This is a genomic window from Nocardiopsis sp. LDBS1602 (assembly GCF_035818715.1).
Taxonomy (GTDB): domain Bacteria; phylum Actinomycetota; class Actinomycetes; order Streptosporangiales; family Streptosporangiaceae; genus Nocardiopsis; species Nocardiopsis alba.
Window position 1 is genome coordinate 225,781 of the sequence record NZ_JAYLVW010000004.1, and the last position, 19,926, is coordinate 245,706.

A 19,926-nucleotide genomic window follows, 5' to 3' on the forward strand; every position below is an offset into this window, starting at 1 on the left:
TGGTGGGTCTTCTGATCGACCGGGCCGCCTCTCGGTGAGGGGCGGCCCCTCGCAGTTCGCGAAACACCGGCCGCGCAGCACCGCAACCGGGGTTAATCACCGGTAACGTGGGGCGGGAAGCCCATAGAGACCGATTTGGTGGAACGCGCGTGCTAAAGAGACGCAACTACGAATCCCCGTAGTCGATGAGGCTTTGCCCGGCTGTGGGCGACATCTGCCGAATACCCTAGAATGTCTGCTCGGGACAGCGGAGGCACCACCGCGCGGGCCCTCCCGCCAGAGGATCGCCCCTCTCGCCCCACCCCCGGTCACAACCCGGTCACGTCCGGCGAAGTCGGGCCACAATTGAATGCCGGCACCCGTAGCTCAGTGGATAGAGCACCGGACTTCTAATCCGACGGCCGCAGGTTCGAATCCTGCCGGGTGCGCCACGAAACCCCAGGCCAGACGGGGCACACGAGGACTCCGCAAGGGGTCCTCGTCGCGTTGTGGGGGGTGTTCTCCTGCCTGGCACGGGCGGAACGGTGACCCGCCCTCTCCGAAAGGTCCTTTCGTCTCTTCTCCCTCTAGGCTCGCGCGCATGGGTAACAGCACCGGAGATAGGCCGTCAACGCCGCTGCACTCCGTATCCGTCGCGGGGGCCGTCGTCCGCGAGGACGGTCGGTTCCCGGCGATCCGTCGTGCGGACAACGGGAATTGGGAACTCCCCGGTGGCGTCTTGGAACTCGCGGAGACCCCGGAGGAGGGAGTACAAAGAGAGGTCTGGGAAGAGAGCGGGGGCCATGTCGAGGTGGGACCGCTCAGCGGCGTCTACAAGAACACCGCTCGGGGCATCGTGGCCCTGGTCTTCCGGTGCGTGCCCTCCGGTGGCGATCTACGCACGTCGGACGAGTCGACCGCGGTCGCCTGGCTCACCCCCGAAGGGGTGGCCGAGCGTATGTCCGAGGTCTACGCGATCCGACTCCTCGACGCCCTGGACCCGAACGGCCCCCACATCCGCAGCCACGACGGGAAACGACTGGCACCGGCCGGGTGAGCGAACCCGACCGCGAGGCCCGGGCACTGATCATCCACAGGCGGCCCGTCACCCTGTTCCTCACCGGAGCGGAGAACAGGCAGGAGCGGCTCGTCCAGCTTGAAAGCAGTGTTCGCGCCAGAACCTCGCGAGTCACCATCGGACTCTTCCAGCCCTGTGTGCTCCGTTCGCGCTCCGCGGTTTTGGACCAGATCGGCACACCATGGAGTAACACATGGCGGACCCGGACACCGATCGCGTCCACCGCCCGCAGGATCGTCGCCGGCCACGGGGCCGCCCACGAGGCTTTCTGCGACCGTGTCTTCCACACCGCGGGGCGGCAGGGGTCCGGCGGACGGAACCGTCGAAGGAGCGCCCCGATCCACGTGGATCTCGGGCTGTGGCGTTCGACCGACGGCGGGGGTTCGGGAGATCAGCTCGATTCCACTCCCGAACGTACTCTACGAGCAGCCGCTCAGCCGCGGAGGAGGTTGTCGAACATGCGTTGGAGCAGGTCCTTGGCTTCGAACCTCTCCCGTTCGGAGAACCCCTGTGTCATCTGTGCCTCGGCCTCCGTCCACAGCTCTTCCGTCTTGGCGCACAAGTCCTCCCCCAAGGGGGTCAGTCCGACGCGAACGGCACGACCGTCGGTGGGGTCCTTGGTGCGTTCGACCAGACCTTTCGCCGACAGTCGGCGGACCATCTTGGTGACGGTGGGCGGTTCGATCTTCAGCGCGGCGCTCAGGGCCGAGGGCGACATCCGACCCTGCTCACGCAGTTCCAGCAACATGAACTCCTGACCAGGGAAGATTCCCAGGTCCGCCATCTTGTGAGCCACGATGGACCGGTGCTGGCGCGCGGTCGCCACCAGCGCACCCCCGATCGTCTCCAAAACGGCCGTCCGTTCCACCGAATCGTTCATGCCGGGTTCCTTGTCCCCTTGCTGTCGCCTACCTGGATGATAGGTCCAGGGCCGGGCTCGGACGGACCGGCCCGACCCTGTGTCCACGCGACCTCTCACTCCGCTCGGCCGGCCTGTACAGCGATGAGCAAAGGGGCGACATCTACTGCGAACACCCCGGAGAGTACGGCCGGGTCGTTATCGGTGACGCGACGTGCCTCGGTCTCGTCACCGGTGACGAGGACCGCCATCCCCCCGTCACGGTCGAGGAAGGGTCCACTGAATTCGAGCAGGCCCTTGCCCAGCAACTCTCTCTGGTACTCCGCATGCCCTTGGAGCGGCTGTTCGAACAGCGGAACACCCTCGACCCAGGACGGACCCGGTGAATAGTGGACGATGAAGCGATTCGGTGTCACACCGACTCCCAATGTTCCGACTTGTCACTTCTGCGTACGGCGTCGACCACGCGCATGACCTGGTGGCCATCATCGAGCGTCGGGAGTGCCCCATCCGCCCCACCTTGAATGTCGTCCAAGAAGAGGTCGGCGAGCCGATGCCACATGCGCAACCCGTGCTCCCGAGGGGTGTTCGCCCCAGAGGTGGAAGAGCCCTCGACCGTGATGTCCTCGGGTTCCCGGCCCGCACCCAAAAGCCGGACGACACCGCCGGCCCACTCCAGGGTGGCTTCCTCTCCGTGGATCTCGACGTGGTCACTCCGGCCACCGGCGGAGTGCCAGCTCTCCAGGAAGGAGAGTCGCGTTCCACTCCCCGTCTCGCCGAGGATCTCGTAGCCCGTGTCCACGGTGACCGGTACACCCTCCTCGACACGTCGTCCCCCTGAGTCCCCGGCGTAGGCGAAGGCGTCCAATACGTTGTGGAAACGGGGGCCCCGCTCCGCGACGGTCACGTCCCTGTGCAGGCGTCCCATCAGCCGCGAGAACTCCTCCCCGAGCAGGTAACGGACGCGGTCGAGCACGTGCGTGCCATGCTGCATGAGGGCCCCGCCCCCGTGCCTCTCCTCGTACATCCAGGTGAACGGCAGGACCGGCACCCCCATCGTGCAGGTGGTGCTCACGTGCAAAGGCCTGCCCACCACGCCCTCGGCGAGGAGTCGCCGCATGTGGGTGAACGCGGGGTCCAGTCGCCAGATGAACCCGGTGGCGTGATGGACACGATGTTCCCGCACCGCGCGGAGCATGGCTTCGGAGGCTTCCGAGTCCAGCGCCATGGGTTTATCGCAGAGCACGTGCCGTCCTGCGGCAGCGGCCCGTAGCACCGCTTCCTCGTGTGCCTGCGGTGGGGTCGCCACGGACACGACGTCCACCGCGTCGATCAGTTCGTCAAGGGTGTCCACGACTGAGTCGACGCCGTATTCCGTGGCCAGTTTCTCGGCCGTACCACGCGTCCGGCTGGTCAGGGCGACCAGGTCCACGCGTCCGGTGCGCTTAAAGCCTTCCAGGTGCAGCTTCGCACCCCAGCCCGCTCCGATGACACCTACGCGTGGGCGGTCCGCGAGACTCACGACGCCACCGCCTCAATGGCGGTTTCTCCGCCGGGACCGGGAACCTCGGGACGGCGCACGCCGGTGACCTGGAATCCAGACTTGTCGAGGAGGTCCGTCATCTCTTCCACGGTCCGTTCCTTACCTCCGAGGACGACGAGCATCTGGAGGTCGGTGAGCTTGCCCGGGTGGAAGCCCGGGGTGTCAGGGATCGTCTGGTCGACGATGACGAGCCGAGCACCGGGCCGCATGGCCGAGCGAACCTGGTCGAGCAGGCGCAGAGAGTCCTCATCCGACCAGTCGTGCAGTACGCGGCAGAGCAGGTAGACGTCGGCGCCCTCGGGGACTCCGTCGAAGAAACTCTTCCCCACGATCTCACAGCGATCCTCAACCCCGTATCGACGCAGTACCTCGGGAGCCTCGGCTACCACGTTGGGCAGGTCCTGCAGAATGCCGCTCGCCTGCGGATTGCCTCGCAGGACCTCTGAGAGCGTGGTGCCGGTGCTTCCTCCGATGTCGACGATCACACGGGCTTCGGACAGATCGAGGTCGGCCAGGATACGCGGGGTGGTGCCGGCCCCGGCCATCGCGTTGAAGTCGGAGTTGGCCTCCGGGTTCTGGGCCAGATAGTCGAAGTGGGGCATACCGTGCACACGTTCGAACGCGGGCTCGCCCGTACGAACGCTGTGTTCCACCTCGGCCCAGGCCGCGAAGGCCTCGGCCCCGTTGACCACAGCGAAGTGGCGGAAACTGCCCGGTGCTCCGGTGCGGAGCAGGTGACCCCCCTCTGTGAGAGAGAAGCGCCTGTCGCTGTGCTCCTCCATGAGTTCCAGAGCGGTCATGGCACGGCAGAATCGGTAGAGCGCGCCCGGGTGAGCGGAGACCTGCGCCGCCAGTTCGTCGGAGCCGACGGGGCCATCGGCGAGAGCGTCGGCGACGCCCAGTTTGGCGATGACGTAGATGGCCTGTCCCACCCACGGCATGCCCAAGAGCAAAAGCCTCTGCACCCTGCGCGTCTCCTCTGGGGAGACAGGCGGAATCGGGAAAGCGTTCGTCGCGGGTTCGGTGGTCATGGTTCGCTGTGTCCTTTCGGAACAGGGTGGTGGAGTCAGATCAGTTGACGTAGTTGAGCGCGGTGCAGGCCGAAGTGCAGGGACTCCGCGTACCTATGGATGTGGCAGAGGGACCCGAGGACGGTCTCACAGTGGTCCAGGCTCCCGTCGGTGATGACGAAGCCGATGCGGTCGGTGCTCTCTTCCCGCATCGCTTCCAGGACCCGCCCCAGGAAGGGACGTACGGTCTCGAACGCGGAGGCGAGCTGACGGTCGCACTCATGTCCCATGCCCGGGCCGACAGGTGATTCCAGCAGTTCCTCGCACACGACGGTGTGCGGTCGTGTCTCCAGGGCCAGGGTCACGATGTCCTGTCGCATGACCTGTTCAGATCGCATCCGCTGATGTGAACGGTGCAGGCCCAGGGTGTAACCCATGAGAACCTCGGCGTAGAGGGAGGCGATACCGTCCTTGAACTTGGCGATTTCGCGGACCTTGCGCGACAGCAGCTCGCCGCAGATGTCCACTATGGGGCCGGAGTTCGCATGTTGGGACTTGCCCAGGCTGATCTGCGCGTCCGCTAAAGAGACCTGGGAGTACTGGTAGGAGACCGACATTTCCGAGCAGACATGACCGAGGACGGCCAATGCGTGGAGCGTACTGGTATCGGGTTCCCGGTTCTCCGCTTCGATTTGTGGAATCTCGAACATTGCTTTGTGTGCCACTTCCGCGGTCGAGGTTGCTAACAGTGGTTGGAAGATCAGGTGTTCTTCGGGCTCCTCAGCATGCTCATCGGTGCAGAAGATGGGTGGCACAGGACGGGTGGCCGGGGAGAGCCTTGGGATACTTTCGGTCGGCTCTTCGTTATCTCACTGTGGGAGCTCGGTGCTCTCTCGTACGACGCTGAATGAAACTTCGGCCCGGGTACGACTGTCCGAGCCGAATCGCCGATGAGGGTGGCGACCTGGCGGCGTCGCGGAAACACCACCGTTCGACGGTCCACCGAGTGAGGGCGGCAGTGTGTGGCGGAGCGAGACCGGAACGATCCGAAGAGGCGACGACCTAAACCGGACGGGCCACGATCGCGCTCTCCGCCCGGGGGTCCGCGCCCGCGGACGGTGGAATCAACGATTCAACGGAGAAACCGTGCCGTTCCAGAAGGGAGCCGTACTCCTTTCGGGTCCGGTCCCCTCCTCCGAGGACGACGAGCATGACCAGATCCGCGATCTTGCTCGGGTGGGGGCCGGAGACGTCGGGGACGACGCGGTCGAGCACGCACAGGCGCCCCTCTTCAGGGATGACCTCACGGATTCGATCCAGGATTCGTCCGGCCCGCTCATCGTCCCAGTTGTGCAATACCCGGGAGAGGAGGTAGACGTCTCCTCTGGGAGCCGGGCCGAAGAAGTCGCCCGGAACGAAGGTCATACGCGCACCGACCTCGGTGCCTCCGTAGACGCGCTCGGCTTCGGCGACGGCGTCCGCGACGTCGACCAGAACGCCTTTGGCATCGGGGTATCTCTCCAATACGCGGGTGAGCAGGGCGCCGGATCCCCCACCCAGGTCGATGACGGTGGCGGGATCGCGAAAGTCGATCTCGTCCGCTACGACCGGGGGCGCACCCGAGATCCCCATCGCAGCGTGGAAGGTGGCCTCGGCCTCGGGGTGCTCGGGGAGGTACTCGTAGAAACCCTTGCCATAGACCGCGTCGAAGGACGGGAGGCCGGTACGGACGGTATGCAGTACATCCGCGAAGGCCCGGAAGGTCTCCTCCCCGTGCATGATCACGATGTGCCTCATACTGGCGGGCGTGTCGGAGCACAGGTGGCGTGCGGGAGCGTTCAGCTCGTACACACGCGATCCGACCTCGGCGAACACTCCGGCCGAGGTCAATGCCCGGAGGAAGCGGTGCAGGGCTGCCGGATCCGCGCCCACACGGTCGGCGATCTCCTCGACGGGGAGAGCACCCTCGATGAGGGCGTCGGGGACACCGAGCTTCGTGACCGCGTACAAGGCCTGTGACAACCAGGGAGCGGTGGACAGTTCGCGGATTCTCATCCGGTCGGCCGGTGGTGGCCCGGCGGGCATGGGCGGCCGTTCGCCGGACGCTGTGTCGTTACTCAAGGGTGTCCTCCTGGACCGACGGGTGGATCATGGTGTGCGCGCTGGGGATCGGAGGCCTTGATCACCGGCCGGCGCGACTATCGCGGGCCGGTGACGGGCCATGGCGAGGCGTCCCGCCAGACGTGCGAGACGGGCTCCGTGGGCACGACCCACACGCGGGTCGTGCCCTGGGGGCGGGGTGTCCGCGGACACGAGGCTGCCCCAGTGGTAGGCGGTGCGGTACACGGCCGATCGGGCCGAGGCCGATTCCACTGATGGATCGGCGGAGAAGGCCGAGACGAGCAGCGACCCGAGCCGACGTGCCTGCCAGAGGGAGGCCGTGTGCTCGAGGAAATTCTTGGACCCGGGGGCCAGGGTTCCGTTATGCCCTTCGACGCCGAAGGTGACGCCGTCCGCCCAGTCCAGCAGGGCCAGCACGGTCTCCTGCCGTGCGTCGGCGTCGCCGACGCAGCGGACCTGCGCGCCGGCCGAGGTGGCTCCGAGGCGGATGTGCTCCGCCACGGCGTGCAGGCGTGGGCGGTTTTCGAGGGCGATCACGAGTACATGAGGTCGATTCATATAAACCCGCATTACTGTGAGTATCAGCCAGAATACTCAGCCGACTTAATTGCACCGGAAAAGTATTTCTTCGCCATTGGAGTCTGTTTCCTTAAGTTGAAAACTATAGAACAAACGCGACCCCCACAAAGATCTACAGTGGCCAAATGTGGCCAATTCACGACACCATCACGACCCACAATAGATATACTCTCCGTCACCCCTCCGATGGAAATCGTGAAATCAATGCCAATCCAACCCGAAAACCGGAACACCCTGGCATGGTTTTTCATATTTCACAATGAGCAACAAAGGTGAGCTCCTTGTTGCGACACAAATAACCCCTGGCCAGAGCGGTCGGTCCACTCGGCCAGGGGCTATGGATATTCTTTGAATCAACGACTGTTCGGAATTCGGTATCCGATGATCACGATCAGCCCGACCACGATGTGCATCAGGGAGAGAATCACCCTGACCGCGCCATCGATCCCCGGCATCGCCAAGGGGGACAGCATCGACCCGGCGAGAACGATCGCGGCGATGATGGTCCAGATCAGCGTGCCCTTACTCGTGAACCTCTCCAGGAGAGCGAGGAGCCCCCAACCGACCAGGCCGCTCGCCAGACTCATACCGACGATCATGCCCGGACCGATCTCCATGGGCTCGGCATCGCCCTGCCCCGGAACGACCAGTTCCACTCCGAGCAGGGGGGTCGAGACCACCCACACCAGGAGCGCGGCGACCGCGGCGGCCACGAGCGAAGCCCCTCGTATCATGGGCTTGTTCCGGACCCCCGTCTGATTCCGTACAGATGTCTCCATCGAACTTCTCCTTCGTGCTGGGGATACCTCAGAGGGTGAGCGTGAGACGACCGGTGGTCTCAGCCACCCGACGGCCGAGGAATCGTCCCGCCGTCAGGTCGTCGTCGGTGGGGACGAGACCGGTGGGCCCGCCCGCTCGAGCCGCCGCCCCATAGGGGCTGGACGCCTGGTGCTGGATCGGATCCCCGTAACCGGGCGGGACGATGACCACGCCGAAGTGCATGAGCGCGGTCAGCAAATCGTGGATGGTCTTCTCTTGGCCGCCATGAGGGGTGGAGGCGGTCGCGAAGGCGCCACCGACCTTCCCGTTGAGGGCTCCGGTCATCCACAGACCAGAGGCGCTCTCCAAGAAGTGGCGCATCGGTGCCGACATGCCACCGAAGCGGGTGCCGCATCCGAGGATGATCCCGTCCACCTGGGCGAGGTCTTCGAACGTCGCGACCGGGATCTCGGCCACGTGCTCGGTGAAGAGGTGGCCGAAGCGCGGGTTGGCGGCGAGGTCGGCGTCGGAGGTCGCGGGATCCGGCACGCGCAACAGGCGCACCTTGGTGTCCTCGACACCTTCCGCGCCTTCGCTGATGGCACGCGCCAAGCGAGCGCTCGATCCGGCCATGCTGTGGACGATGACGGCGATCTCGGTCATGGGGTCACTGCTCCAATGTGTTCTCGGGTGGTGCTTCGGCCGAGGCGCGGTGGGACTGTCGCCTAGGTGGATGATTCGTTCTCGCCGGAACCCGTGGGGGTCCCGGCCGGGGCCTGTCGGCCCGCGGGCGCCTCCGTGGATGGACGACGGGTCAGGAGGAGGAAGGAGGCGAGTGCGCACACCGCGGCCACAGGAGCCACGACGAACGCGATCTGAAGCCCTTCCCCGGCGAGGTACTCGTCCCCACCGCTGCCCAGCCAGACGATCGTGGCCAGGCCGGCTCCGAGAGAAAGCCCCAGCTGGCGGCCGAGGCCGGACAGGGCGGCAGAGGTGCCGCGCAGATCGGGTGGTGCCGATGTCATCAACAGGGTCTGGTTGGGGCCGGCGAAGAGACCCAGGCCCAGGCCGAACAGGACCAAGGCGATCACGAGGACCGGAACCCCACCCGAGCCGACGCCGAAGAGCATGAGGAGGGAGCCGGCGAGCACGCCCCCGACCCCGATGACCGCGGTCCACATCGGCTTCCACTTGTCGGTGAGGTAGCCGGAGAACGGCCCCGCGAGTCCCATGGCCAATGGCTGGAACAGCAGGACCGCGCCGACCTCCGCCGGGCTCCAACCATGGAACACCTGAAAGGCGAAAGGGGGAAGGTAGTTGAAGGTTCCGGACGCGATGGTGATGAGCGCGAGCGAGAGTACGCAGGCCGCGACCATGCGCTCGCCCAGCGACCGCCGGACGGCGGCGAACCCCGGAAGCCTCCACCACATGAGGAGGGAACCGACGGCGACCAGGCCGAGCAAGACGATCGTGAAGCCTGCGGCCTCCGGATCGGCGAGCATGCTCAGTGCTCCGAAAAGGGCGAGGAAGGCGATACCGACGACGACGGTCTCCACGACCAGGCCGCCTTGAGGGAGCGTCATCGGGTTCAAACGATTCAGGTTGGCCAAGGCCACCGCGACGGCTCCGAGACTGAAGGGGACCACCACGAAGAAGATGGCCGGCCACCCCCAGAGCTCGGTGAGGACACCGCCGAGTCCCGGACCCGACACGGCTCCGAGGGGGCCGAGGACACCGATGATGCTCAGCGCCCTGCCCCGCTGTTCGAGCGGCACCGATCGGGTGGCGATGACCGGGACGGTCGAGGTGATCACCGCTCCGAAAGCCCCTTGGAGGACACGGAAGATGATGAGTAGGGTCAAGTTTCCGGCGAACCCCGCCAACATGCTGGCCGCGGCGAACCCGAGGACTCCGAAGACGAAGGTGCCACGTAGGTCGCTCTGGTCGACGTAGCGCCCTGCCGGGAGTCCCAGGGCGATCATCGCCGCCGCGTAGCTGAAGATCAGCCACTCCCCCTGGTGGGGACTGATGTCGAGATCCTCGTTGAGAGAAGGGAGGGCGATGGCCACGGCCGTCATGTCGAAGGTGGTCATGAACACTGCGAGCCCAGCGGCCGCGATGGCGAGCCATCCGCTCCTCTTGACGAGTGCGTCGGGAGGGGCTGGGGGGTTGGTTCCAGATGCCATGAGAGCATTCTATTAGCCGGCTAATTAAATACAAGTTCGTTCGTTCGAACCGGGGCTCCTGATAGGGCTTCACATGCCCTCAGACCAGGTGCGACAGATTTTCCTCGAGTCCGAGCAGACAGCGCGCGGCACGCCCTTCGGCCTCCGCGCCGAAGGCGATGTGCTGCCCGCCTGCGACCAGGTCCCGCCATAGGCCTTGGAGCGGATGAGCCGTGTAGACGGCGCTTCCCCCCACGGACCGGAAGGCCCAGTCGACCGTGTCGGTCGCGCTCCGCATGGCGTGTTGCACAGCCGCTACGAGTGCGGCCCGCTCCGGCGGTGCGGCACCCTCTGCCGCGGCCTTCTCCGCCACCGTGGCCAGGGCTTCGTCCACGAGCAGGCGTGCCGCGCGCATCCCGGTCCTATGGCGCAGGAGATCCGCCTGAATCAATGGATCCTCGATGAGCCGGTGCCGGGTTCCCAACCTCGACCGGTCACGTGCCCGAGCGGTGAATTCCGCCAGTGCCCGCTCCCCTACGCCCAAGGGGAAACCGGCCATCATCGCCATGAGGAAACTGTAGAACGTCCAGCCTCGCAGCGGCCCCTCATAAGCGGAGGGGGCGGCGAACGGGTCGAAGGTCCAGGCGTCATCGACGCGAACGCCCTCGACGATCAGGTCGTCGCTTCCGGTGCCCCGCAGCCCCATGACATCCCATGTATCGACCAGCCGTGCTTCGCTGCTCGGCAGTACCGCCATCAGGACCCGGGGGCGACCATCGCCCTCGGCGGGATGATCGAGGAAGGAGAGGACGTACCAGTCGGCGTGCCGGCAGCCGGAGTTGTACGGCCATCGCCCCGAGAGCAACCGGCCATCACCATCAGGAATCGGGGTTCCACGCCCGGTCGGGGCCATGGAACCGGCCATGATCGGAAAAGGCGTGCGCTCCGTGACCCGTTCGGCGATTTCGGGAGCGGCCCAAGCGAGGAAGGCCGAGGTCTGACCCACCAGGGTCGTCCAGCCGATGGAGGGATCGGCCGCGGACAGCGCGGCGACCACGTCGACCATGGCGGCCGGCCGCGCGCCCAGGCCTCCCAACTCTCGAGGCAGTGCCAGGGAGAACAATCCCGCCTCTCGCATGTGATCGACGAGCGAGGAAGGGAGGCCGCCTTCCGTCTCCGCCTCCGACGAAACGGACCGCGCTCTGTCGGCCACCGTGTGGACCGCCTCCGCCAACGGTGGTGGCAATTCGGGGAAGGTCGGGAGGCCTGGCTCTCGTTCCGTCGAGATGACGTTCTCGGTCATGGGAATCCTCCGGGAGTGTGGGGTGTTCGGGGGCGCCGGTTCAGACGTGAAAGAGCGCGGGGGGAGCGGTCAGACCGAGAAAGGTGCGGCCATAGGCCGAGCGCAGATCGGGTGAGAAGGCGAAGTGTTGCCCACCTGCTTGAAGATCGCGCAGGCACCGTTGCAACGGGTTGTCCAAGTGCAAGGCGGAGGTACCGGCCAGCCGGACCAGCTCTCCCGTGATCCCACGCCCGGTCTCCATCGCGTGCACGGTCGCCGCGGCGATCGAGGCCCGTTGTGCCCCCGAGGGTTCCCGTCCATCGGAGAGGACCTCCCACACCTCTCCGAACACGTCGTCGACCAGGGACCGCGCCGCGCGTAGCGCGGTCTCCGCACGCATGACCGTGGACACGGTGCGTGGTGACTCAAGCAGGGAAGTGGAGGCGCCGGGTCGGGTCTTGGCCCCGGCCTGGGCGGTGAACTCGTCGAGCGCCCGTCGCGTCACTCCCAAGGGAAAACCGGCGAGCAGCACCATCAGGACGTTGTAGGGGGTCAACCGGAACAGCGGGCCGTCGTGATGGGACCGCGCCGTGCTGAGGGCCACGACCCGTGAGGAGGGCACCACGGCCCCGGAGAGTTCGACATCGTGACTTCCTGTCCCTTGTAGCCCCATGGTGTGCCAGGTGTCGTGCACGACGGCGTCCCGCGCGGGAACGAAGGCCACTCTCGCGCGTTCGAGCATGGGGGAGTCCGCCGGGCCGTCCGCCCGAAAACCGGCCATCATCACGTCCGCGCCGGAGATGCCGGAGCAGAACGCCCAGCGACCGGTCACCTTGAACAGACGGCCCCCGTCCTCCACAGTCGAGGAACCCGCCGGAGCCGTCGACCCGGCCATGAGCGGTGCCGTGGAACCGACTTCCGCCAACAGTTCCTCGGCCGCCCACGGTTCGAGCCAGGCGAGGAATGCGTTGGTACCCGCGATGAGGGTGTTCCAACCCGTCGATCCATCCGCCCGGGAGATCTCCTGGACAGTGGAAACGATGGTCTCAGGATCGGACTGGAGCCCGCCGAGCGCGTGGGGCAAGGCCATGGAGAAGACTCCACCCCTGCGCAGTTCCCGCACCAGTTCGGGCGTCGGCCCCCGGGTTCCTCGGTGTTCGGCGGCCCACGTGGACAGACGCGGGAAGCTCGCTCTGGCCGTGGCTATGGGATCCGGACGGAAGCCGGGATCGGAGTGCTGTGCGGTGGCCTGGGATCTGCTCATGGGGTCTTTCCTCTCGGTGAGGAGGCGGTGGCCGGGATATCGCGGAGTCGCTCGTAGGCGAGCCGACGCAGCCGACCCGAAGCGAGGAAGCGGTCGAACCCCTCATTGGTGCGTAGGTCGAACCCCTCCCTCAAATGACTGACCAGGTCTTGGGCGGCCGGCCCTCGAGAAGCGGTGGCCCTGAGGTGAGCGAAGCCGTCAGCGAGGTCTCCGGCCACCTCCACCAGACGGAGGACAAGATCACCTTCGCGGAAGAGGCTGGTCGAAGCCAGGGCGGTCCTCGAAGTGGCGCGTACCGGGAGATCGGGGCGACCGGACAATGCTGCTTGGACCTGGGCCCCCCGCCCCGGTAGCACCGGGTAGCGCAGAAGGGCGCGTTCGCGCACTCCGGTACCGGGTAACGCTTCCAGCGGGGTGATCCGTCCGGCGAAGGCCGGGACCGAGGCACGTGCCAGCGCGTCGGCCGTCCCGGCCCGTGAGGATGTGGTCGCTCCGGTGCCGCATAGGAGCAGCGCCTCGGCCTCGGCACGAGCGACCTCGTCCAGCTCTGCCAAGGCAGAGGCGAGGAAGCGAGACCAGGCGGCCTCTGCGTCCTGGGGGACGTCGGAACCCATCGGTTCCAGGTCGAATACCCGGACCAGGCGGGTTCCGTCGATGAAGGCCGTATAGGCGGTCAGGCGAGTACGCCCATCGCTCCAACCCGGCGGCCACAGGGACATCGACGCCAATTCCTCGGCCCGAGCCCGGTGATCCCTCGGCACGGTCTGCACTACGGCGTGGCGCCAAGGTGCGGTCACTTCGGAAACACTCACACGCCCCTCCTTGTCCGGACGCCGGTGAGCAGTGGCCGTTCGTCCAGGCGCACCATCGCGCGCTGTTGCCACACACGATGTGGCGTGGCCCGGATGACGGTGTCGCGGACCAGACGTATCGCGGGATTGTTCACGTGATGCATGCGTCCGAGGCCCGACGCCTCCGCGGCCACTCGAAGAGCGGAGTGTTGCCGTTCCCCGATGTGCCGGGCGATCGCCTCGGGGACCTGCCGTGCTCCGATCCCCCTGAGATGGGAGGCCAAGGACAGGGCGTCCAAGAGGGCCTGGCCCGCCCCTTGGCCGGTGGTCGGCTGCATCCCGTGCGCGGCGTCGCCGATCAGTACCGCACGGTCCTTGTACGGCTTCCCGATTCCGACGAGCTCGTGGACGGGGGTGCGCAGGACACCGCGGGGGTCGGTCGTGGCGAGCAGTTCTCGCACGGCCCTCGGAGCACGCTCGCCGAGCCGTGCGGGTGGCCGGTCGGGAGCCGAGTCCTGATCCACCCTCAGTGTGGCGACCCAGTAGGTGCGGTCTTCGGGCAACGGCCAGCAGCCGACCGTGGTTCCTTGGCCGAGGTAGTGCTGCGCGGTACCCCGCTCCAGACCGGACGGCCGTGTCGGGGAGATCCCGCGCCAGGCCGTGTAACCGGCGTAGGAGGGACCTCCCGCGATACCCAGGCTCCGGCGGACCCGGGAGCGTAGACCGTCCGCACCTACCAGGAGGTCCGCACCGACCCGATCCCCGTCCGTGAGGTGGGCCGTCACCCGGTCGTCCGTCTGCTCCACACTCTCCACGACAGCGCCATAACGCAGATCACAACCGGCGACCAAAGAGGATAATCGAGCAAGGAGTTCCGCGCGGACCACCGTGATGTTCGGGGCCTGGAGTTCCCGTCCGACCTCACCTGGGGACCACCACGCCAGGCGCGAGCCTCGCCATGAGCGAAGTTCGAAGCGTTCGACGGGTACACCGTTCAGCTGCTCCACAGGATCCACACCCAGTTCTCGCAGGGCCAGAACGGCGTTGGACTGGAGGCCTAAGCAGGCCCCTCCTGTGCCCGGCCCCGATGAGCGTTCGAGGACGGTCACGTGGTGCCCCGCATCCCTTAGGGCCGCGGCGGCCGCGAGTCCACCGATACCGGCCCCGACCACGAGAACCCGTAACGGGACCGGCGTCGGTGCGTCGCGGGTGTTCACAGAAGCGTCAGGTGTTGCCATGTTCGACCCCTTCAGGTTCGGGGCACTCGGACAATTTTCATGACCGGACTCTAGGAACACCGACAAACTATGTCAATGAAATATTTACAGACTTTGAAGGAAAGTGTGGCCGCAAGAGGACACACAGCCCTGATCAGGGGATACCCACCGCGCCGAGAGCCCTCTGGAAAGCGTCGAGGGCACGCGCGCCCTCCCCCAGAACACCCAGAACCTCACCCGCGTACTTCCACCCTCGCGCGCACTCACGTGACGGGGGGAGCGTCTCCAGGTCCGAGATCGCCTCGTCGACCGCGCTCAGCGCCGCCTTGGACAACTCCCGATCCGCGCCACCCGAGCGTTCACTCAGCGCCCGAGCCAGTGTGAGCCGGGCGATCGATCGGATGAGAACGTCGTGTTCGTCCCCCGCTCCTGGTTCGTCGAGCCCTCTCAGGGCCCGGCGCGCCCACTGCTCGCTCTCCTCCCACTCCCCCAGGGCGAGGTACGCCTCGGCGATGCGCGCCTCACCTCGAGCCAAGGCCCAGGAGAGACCGGTCATCTCCAAACGCCCCTGGGCGTCCAGCAAGCACTGCAGGAAAGCTCGGGAGTCCTCTCCACCCGAAGCCGAAGGCGCCACCATGAGCTCGGCTCTTTCCAGGGAGATCTCGGCCTGTTCGGTGGCCGCCCAGGCCAAGGAGCTCCCGGCTTCCGCAAGCCAGACGGCGTCCTCGATCTCTTCACGCTCCTCGGCCTTCCGGCTGGCCCTCGTGTAGCGGACGGCCTGCTCGATGAGGGGGAGCGTCGCAGTGCTCGAGGAAGGACCCACCTCCATACCGAGCCTTCTGCACAAAAGGCGCGACCGCGCGTCCAGCCCCGTCCCCTCGAGCCCCAACACGCCGACTCTGTCCACGAGCTCCGACAGACTGTGCCGCGCGGCTTCGCGACTGACGGAACGGGTGCTTTCGGCGATACCCGCCTCGACGACCAGCAGATGCTCGGCGATCGAACCCGGTTCGCGACCCTCGAGCGAATCACGCACCCGACGCGCGCAGCTCGCTCCGGGGTCATTCGCCGCAGCGACCTGTATGCGCAGTAGAGCGACCTCCCGACGCATGTCGGGGTCATCGCACATGTAGCTGTGGAGCAGCTCCATCTCCTCCGCGGCGCCCCGGGAGTCTCCCGAGACCAAGGCGCTCTTGGCCTTCGCGATCCGCAGCCGGAAGAGCGCGCTCTCCTGGAGCCGACGTCCGTTCAGCAGGTAGTCGGGGGTCGTGTCCAAACGCTCCGCGACCAGGCGCAGGGTGTCGGGGTTGGGCTCGCGACGACCTGACTCGATCAGCGAGATGGCACTGGTGGACAGATCCTCCCCAGCCAGATCGGACTGGGAGAACCCCCTTCGGAGGCGCAGTTCTCTCAGGCGTCGCCCGAGCTCCGGCTGATGGCTCGGCTTCTCTGTCGTCCTGTTAACAGCCAACGATGACCTTTCTCCCAGCGGTGCGTGGTTCTCGGAGGCGCACGTCAACGCGACGTCCGCCCCTGCCCCGTTCGCCTGCTGTTGACAGGCACCCCAACACCAAGTCTTTCACATCCACGTGCCGCCACAGAATCCGTCACACACACAAAAGATCTTCTTGACAGAATTTGACAGCATCTGCATGATGAATCTGACGCAACGGTGTGAGAACAGAGCTCTCATCCAGCAGGAAAGGATGTCCGTGAACAGTCGAGTGGCGGTGGTGTTCCACAGCGACACCGGAGCGACCAGGGATTTGGCGCTCGCCGTCGAACAAGGAGCACGGAGCCGAGGAAGCTTGACACGGCTGTGCTCGATCACCGGTCCTCGTGACGGATCGGGAACTTCGCGCGCGGCCGTCACCGATGACCTCTCGTGGGCCGATGCGATCGTTATCGGAACCCCCACGCTCTTCGGCGGGGTCTCCGCGAAGATGCTCGATTTCCTCTCCGATGCCAGACGCGACGTGGGTGACGACCTCAAGGACAAGGTCGTCACCGGTTTCACCGTGGCCGGGTCGGCCAACGGGGGCCAGGAAGCCTGCCTGTTGTCTCTATGCGACATCGCGCACCACTGGGGGGCCGTGGTCATGCCCACTGGTCTCGTACCGCAGATGCGTCGCCTGGGCGGCAACCCCTATGGACTCTCCGTCACCCGCTCTAAGGGCGAAGCCCCCCTCCCCGAGGCGGCCACGGAGGCCGCGCACGAGCTCGGGGCGCGCGCCGCCCAAGCCGCCGAGATCCTCTTCGCGTCCACACGCACCAAGGGACACCTCGTCCAGACCAACGCACCTGAGGGAGCCGCCCCATGACCGAGATTTCAACGCAGCCCAGGAAGGATGACGCACCTACCCGGGCAGGCCTGCGTGTCGTCTTCCTCATCACCGTCGCGCCTGAGGATCAGGACAGGTTCCTCGACGCCTACGACCAGATCCGTTTCCGTGTCGCGGAACGTCCTGGCCACCTGTGCGACCAGGTCGGCCGGTCTACGGACGACCCCACTCGCTGGGTGATCACCAGTGAATGGGCCACACGCCACGACTTCGAGTCCTGGGAGCGCAGTGCGGAACACCGAGAGCTCGTCGCCCCGATGCGCGCCCTCCTGAGCGCCCCCGTCTCACTCCGCTTCGAGGTCCACCGGGAGACCCGATGAGCCCCGCGGTCGGCGCACCGATGGTTCGTGCCGCCCTCAGCTTCACGGTTCTCCCTGAGAGCGTGGATGAGATCTCCGCGATCCTGCGTGGCTACCCCCGCCCGGCACTCGTGGTCGATCAGGACACCAGACTGTTGCGCACCTCGGTGTTCCTCCACGGCAACCGTGTGGTGAGGGTCGTCGACGTTCAAGGGGACCTGGGAGCGGCACTACGCCACCTCGCGGCCCAGCCCCGTGTTCGCCGGGTCGAGGAGAGACTGAACCCACACCTGACCGAACCACGTGACCTCACAGACCCCCAAGCGGCACGAGCGTTCTTCACACGCGCCATGCTCAGAGCCACCAGGACCCCGTCCATGACCGGAGCGGCCCGCCCTCGGCGCGACGCCTATCTTCTCCCCCTCGGTGAAGGGAGCGGGGAGCAGGCGGCGAAGATGCTCGCCTCGGTCTCCGACACCCTCCCACCTGAGGTGGAGGCGACCGTCCTGCACCGCGAAGACGTGCTGGTGTGGCTGATCGAAAGCGAAGGGGGAGAGGGCGCCGACGCGATGCGTCGCGCCTTGACCACCCATCAGGAAGCGCTGGCCGACTTACTGGACGCGGACCCTGCGAACGGGAACACGCCTCTGCTCGAGCGATGCCACATGTCACAGATCACCGACCGGGTGGCGGAGGAGGGCGTATGAGCACGACCGCGAACACAGATGGCCATATGGCCGTATGCGGACTCGGGGCCATGGGCTCCGGGCTCGCCCACCGACTGCTCTCGGCCGGATTGAACGTGCGTGTCTGGAACCGTACACCGACGCGGACGGCCGACCTGGTCAAGGCCGGAGCGGTCGCCGACCCCACCCCCGGACAGGCCGCGTCTGGAGCCTCGACGGTGTTCGTCTGTGTCTCCGATGACGAGGCCGCCGAGACTGTTCTGACCGGGCCGAACGGGGTGCTCGGCTCACTTGAGAGGAACGCCGTGGTCGCCCTGGCCTGCACTCTCTCCCCTCAGACCGTTCAGGAACTGGTGGAACGCGTCGGCGTAGAGCACGTGGTCGACGTCGGGATGCTGGGCAACGCCGAACACGCCCGAAAAGGCGAACTGCGACTCTACGTCGGAGGTGCCTCCGACACGGTGAAGGGGCTCTCTCCAGTACTGGAGCTCCTCGCCAAGCAGGTGCTGCACGTAGGAGGAACGGGGCAGGGCATGCGGCTCAAACTGGTGATCAACTTGATCATGGGTGTCGAGATGCAGGTCATGGCCGAGGCGACCGCCCTGGGTATCGCCTCCGGTTTGGACCGCTCCCTGGTTCTCGAAGCGATCGCCGAAAGCGGCTTCGCCTCCCCTGTCATGGCGTTCAAGGCTCGCCGAATGCAGACACGCCGCTATGATTCCCCCGACTTCCGCCTGGACCTGATGGCCAAGGACCTGCGCCTGGCTCAGGAACAGGGAAGTGCCGCCGGGCTCGGGCTTCCTGTGACCTCCGCGACTCTGGCCACCCATCAGGAAGCGGTCGGGGCCGGGTTCGGAGCCAAGGACTGTGCCGCGATCGAAAGCCATCTCGTGCCCGCACACGGGGAGGCGTGAGCACGTGATCATCGACGTTCATGGCCATCTCAGCCCTCCCGAATCCTTACGCCGCTTCCCCATGCCCCCGTCCCTCGGTGACGTCGAGGGGATGATCGAGCGCAAGCTGGACCAGGGCATCGGCCTGACCGTGATCGGCTCACCCGTCGGTGCCGGAGCCATGGCCCCCGGCCTCGCGGCCGAGAACTACTCCCAAAGTGAGGACGTACTCGCAGCCTTCCACGAGTGGATCGCCGAGACCGTGCGTGAACATCCCGACCATCTGCGCGGATACGTGTACGCGAACCCGTTCGGTGGAGAACGGCACCTCGCCCGCGCCCAGGACACGGCCCGCGGTGACCACTTCGTAGGATTCGTCGCCAATAGCAGTGTGCTCGGTAGGTACACGTCAGGCCCACCGGCCGAGGACTTCTGGGCGATGGCGGCGGACACGGGCCTCCCCGTCCTGCTACACGCTCCGGCTCTTCCCGCAGCCGCGGCAGGACTGGACGAGGCCGTGGTGATCGAGCAGCTCGGCAGGTTCTGTGACGTCGCCATCGCGGTTGCCATGATGCTCTTGGACGGGGTGTTCGACCGCCATCCGGACCTGCGGCTCATCGTCCCCGGAACAGGGGGTCTACTGACCCTGCTCCCCGAACGGTTGGACATGGCCGCCGACCCACCGCACTGGGTGGGTCCCCCTTCGCGTACGACCCCCCGAACGACGCCGCCGAGTGCTCACTTGTCACGGCTGATGGTCGACACCTCCACCACCAACCGTGCGGCGCTCGCCCTGATGCTGGAGCATTTCGGGCCCACACGCGTACTCGTGGGCACCGATAGCCCCCCGCTGGGAGAGGCCGCCATCCGCACCCCGCTCACCTTGCTGTCCGAGCTTGTACCGGACCGGGACGAACTGGCCCTCGTCCATGAAGGCAACGCCCGCTCCCTGTTCGGGGAGCGACTGGCCCAAGACCTTGTCCCGACCCGTGAACGGTGACCCGCGAACCGAGGACAGGCCCCCATCGCAGACACCCGGCCGACCGGGCCGGACGACAC

At 66.5% G+C, this 19,926-nt stretch carries 21 protein-coding genes and 1 tRNA gene; 7 read left to right on the forward strand and 15 right to left on the reverse strand.

Annotation, left to right across the window (positions count from 1 at the left end; all coding sequences use genetic code 11):
- Nucleotides 1-355 precede the first annotated feature (355 nt).
- Both U9J66_RS16165 and U9J66_RS16170 read left to right on the forward strand, forming a co-directional pair.
- Nucleotides 356-431 (forward strand) — tRNA-Arg (locus U9J66_RS16165).
- Nucleotides 432-580: 149 nt separating this feature from the next.
- Complete coding sequence (locus tag U9J66_RS16170; protein ID WP_326338070.1) at nucleotides 581-1,036, forward strand: NUDIX domain-containing protein; 456 nt, start codon at nucleotides 581-583, stop codon at nucleotides 1,034-1,036.
- A 454-nt stretch (nucleotides 1,037-1,490) separates the two neighbouring features.
- On the opposite strand, the gene U9J66_RS16175 is transcribed toward U9J66_RS16170, so the two are convergent.
- The 15 genes from U9J66_RS16175 to U9J66_RS16245 all read right to left on the reverse strand — a co-directional run bounded on the left by U9J66_RS16175 (nucleotide 1,491) and on the right by U9J66_RS16245 (nucleotide 16,118).
- On the reverse strand, nucleotides 1,491-1,937 hold the full coding sequence (locus U9J66_RS16175) for a MarR family winged helix-turn-helix transcriptional regulator (RefSeq protein WP_161110374.1): 447 nt from the start codon (nucleotides 1,935-1,937) through the stop codon (nucleotides 1,491-1,493).
- Nucleotides 1,938-2,032: 95 nt separating this feature from the next.
- On the reverse strand, nucleotides 2,033-2,332 hold the full coding sequence (locus U9J66_RS16180; RefSeq protein ID WP_161110375.1) for a YciI family protein: 300 nt from the start codon (nucleotides 2,330-2,332) through the stop codon (nucleotides 2,033-2,035).
- A complete protein-coding gene (locus tag U9J66_RS16185; RefSeq protein ID WP_161110376.1) occupies nucleotides 2,329-3,438 on the reverse strand; it encodes a Gfo/Idh/MocA family protein in 1,110 nt (369 codons plus the stop codon). Before U9J66_RS16185 ends, U9J66_RS16180 begins: the two co-directional genes overlap by 4 nt.
- Nucleotides 3,435-4,424, reverse strand: a complete 990-nt coding sequence (locus U9J66_RS16190) for a methyltransferase (protein WP_326338072.1) — start codon at nucleotides 4,422-4,424, stop codon at nucleotides 3,435-3,437. The genes U9J66_RS16185 and U9J66_RS16190 overlap by 4 nt, the downstream gene beginning before the upstream one ends.
- A gap of 101 nt (nucleotides 4,425-4,525) precedes the next feature.
- Nucleotides 4,526-5,086, reverse strand: a complete 561-nt coding sequence (locus U9J66_RS16195) for a hypothetical protein (RefSeq protein WP_161110378.1) — start codon at nucleotides 5,084-5,086, stop codon at nucleotides 4,526-4,528.
- A 445-nt stretch (nucleotides 5,087-5,531) separates the two neighbouring features.
- A complete protein-coding gene (locus U9J66_RS16200) occupies nucleotides 5,532-6,590 on the reverse strand; it encodes a methyltransferase (protein ID WP_161110379.1) in 1,059 nt (352 codons plus the stop codon).
- Nucleotides 6,591-6,617: 27 nt separating this feature from the next.
- Nucleotides 6,618-7,127, reverse strand: coding sequence for a hypothetical protein (locus tag U9J66_RS16205; RefSeq protein ID WP_161110380.1), 510 nt, complete (start codon nucleotides 7,125-7,127; stop codon nucleotides 6,618-6,620).
- Between the two features lie 395 nt (nucleotides 7,128-7,522).
- Entirely contained in the window at nucleotides 7,523-7,948 is a 426-nt protein-coding gene (locus U9J66_RS16210; protein WP_326338074.1) for a DUF6069 family protein, read from the reverse strand.
- 28 nt (nucleotides 7,949-7,976) lie between these two features.
- On the reverse strand, nucleotides 7,977-8,591 hold the full coding sequence (gene wrbA / locus U9J66_RS16215; RefSeq protein WP_161110382.1) for an NAD(P)H:quinone oxidoreductase: 615 nt from the start codon (nucleotides 8,589-8,591) through the stop codon (nucleotides 7,977-7,979).
- Between the two features lie 62 nt (nucleotides 8,592-8,653).
- Nucleotides 8,654-10,114: an MFS transporter gene (locus U9J66_RS16220; protein WP_161110383.1), complete on the reverse strand. Its 1,461-nt coding sequence runs from the start codon at nucleotides 10,112-10,114 to the stop codon at nucleotides 8,654-8,656.
- A 79-nt stretch (nucleotides 10,115-10,193) separates the two neighbouring features.
- Nucleotides 10,194-11,396 (reverse strand): acyl-CoA dehydrogenase family protein, encoded by a 1,203-nt coding sequence (locus U9J66_RS16225; RefSeq protein WP_161110384.1) that lies wholly within the window; start codon nucleotides 11,394-11,396, stop codon nucleotides 10,194-10,196.
- A 40-nt stretch (nucleotides 11,397-11,436) separates the two neighbouring features.
- Entirely contained in the window at nucleotides 11,437-12,639 is a 1,203-nt protein-coding gene (locus U9J66_RS16230; protein WP_161110385.1) for an acyl-CoA dehydrogenase family protein, read from the reverse strand.
- Nucleotides 12,636-13,451, reverse strand: a complete 816-nt coding sequence (locus U9J66_RS16235; RefSeq protein WP_326338075.1) for a SchA/CurD-like domain-containing protein — start codon at nucleotides 13,449-13,451, stop codon at nucleotides 12,636-12,638. Before U9J66_RS16235 ends, U9J66_RS16230 begins: the two co-directional genes overlap by 4 nt.
- A complete protein-coding gene (locus tag U9J66_RS16240; protein WP_161110387.1) occupies nucleotides 13,448-14,668 on the reverse strand; it encodes an FAD-dependent monooxygenase in 1,221 nt (406 codons plus the stop codon). The genes U9J66_RS16235 and U9J66_RS16240 overlap by 4 nt, the downstream gene beginning before the upstream one ends.
- 133 nt (nucleotides 14,669-14,801) lie before the next feature.
- Nucleotides 14,802-16,118, reverse strand: a complete 1,317-nt coding sequence (locus U9J66_RS16245) for a helix-turn-helix domain-containing protein (RefSeq protein WP_161110388.1) — start codon at nucleotides 16,116-16,118, stop codon at nucleotides 14,802-14,804.
- A 241-nt stretch (nucleotides 16,119-16,359) separates the two neighbouring features.
- On the opposite strand from U9J66_RS16245, the gene U9J66_RS16250 reads away from it, so the two are divergent.
- The 5 genes from U9J66_RS16250 to U9J66_RS16270 are packed head-to-tail and all read left to right on the forward strand — an operon-like array spanning nucleotide 16,360 to nucleotide 19,867.
- The gene (locus U9J66_RS16250) at nucleotides 16,360-16,968 is read left to right on the forward strand and encodes a flavodoxin family protein (RefSeq protein ID WP_326338076.1); all 609 of its coding nucleotides are present in this window, start codon (nucleotides 16,360-16,362) and stop codon (nucleotides 16,966-16,968) included.
- Nucleotides 16,965-17,309, forward strand: coding sequence for an antibiotic biosynthesis monooxygenase family protein (locus U9J66_RS16255; RefSeq protein WP_161110390.1), 345 nt, complete (start codon nucleotides 16,965-16,967; stop codon nucleotides 17,307-17,309). Before U9J66_RS16250 ends, U9J66_RS16255 begins: the two co-directional genes overlap by 4 nt.
- Before the next feature lie 20 nt (nucleotides 17,310-17,329).
- Complete coding sequence (locus U9J66_RS16260) at nucleotides 17,330-17,995, forward strand: SchA/CurD-like domain-containing protein (RefSeq protein ID WP_326338138.1); 666 nt, start codon at nucleotides 17,330-17,332, stop codon at nucleotides 17,993-17,995.
- Nucleotides 17,992-18,888, forward strand: a complete 897-nt coding sequence (locus U9J66_RS16265) for an NAD(P)-dependent oxidoreductase (protein ID WP_326338077.1) — start codon at nucleotides 17,992-17,994, stop codon at nucleotides 18,886-18,888. Before U9J66_RS16260 ends, U9J66_RS16265 begins: the two co-directional genes overlap by 4 nt.
- Nucleotides 18,889-18,892: 4 nt before the next feature.
- Entirely contained in the window at nucleotides 18,893-19,867 is a 975-nt protein-coding gene (locus U9J66_RS16270) for an amidohydrolase family protein (protein WP_161110393.1), read from the forward strand.
- Nucleotides 19,868-19,926: the final 59 nt, after the last annotated feature.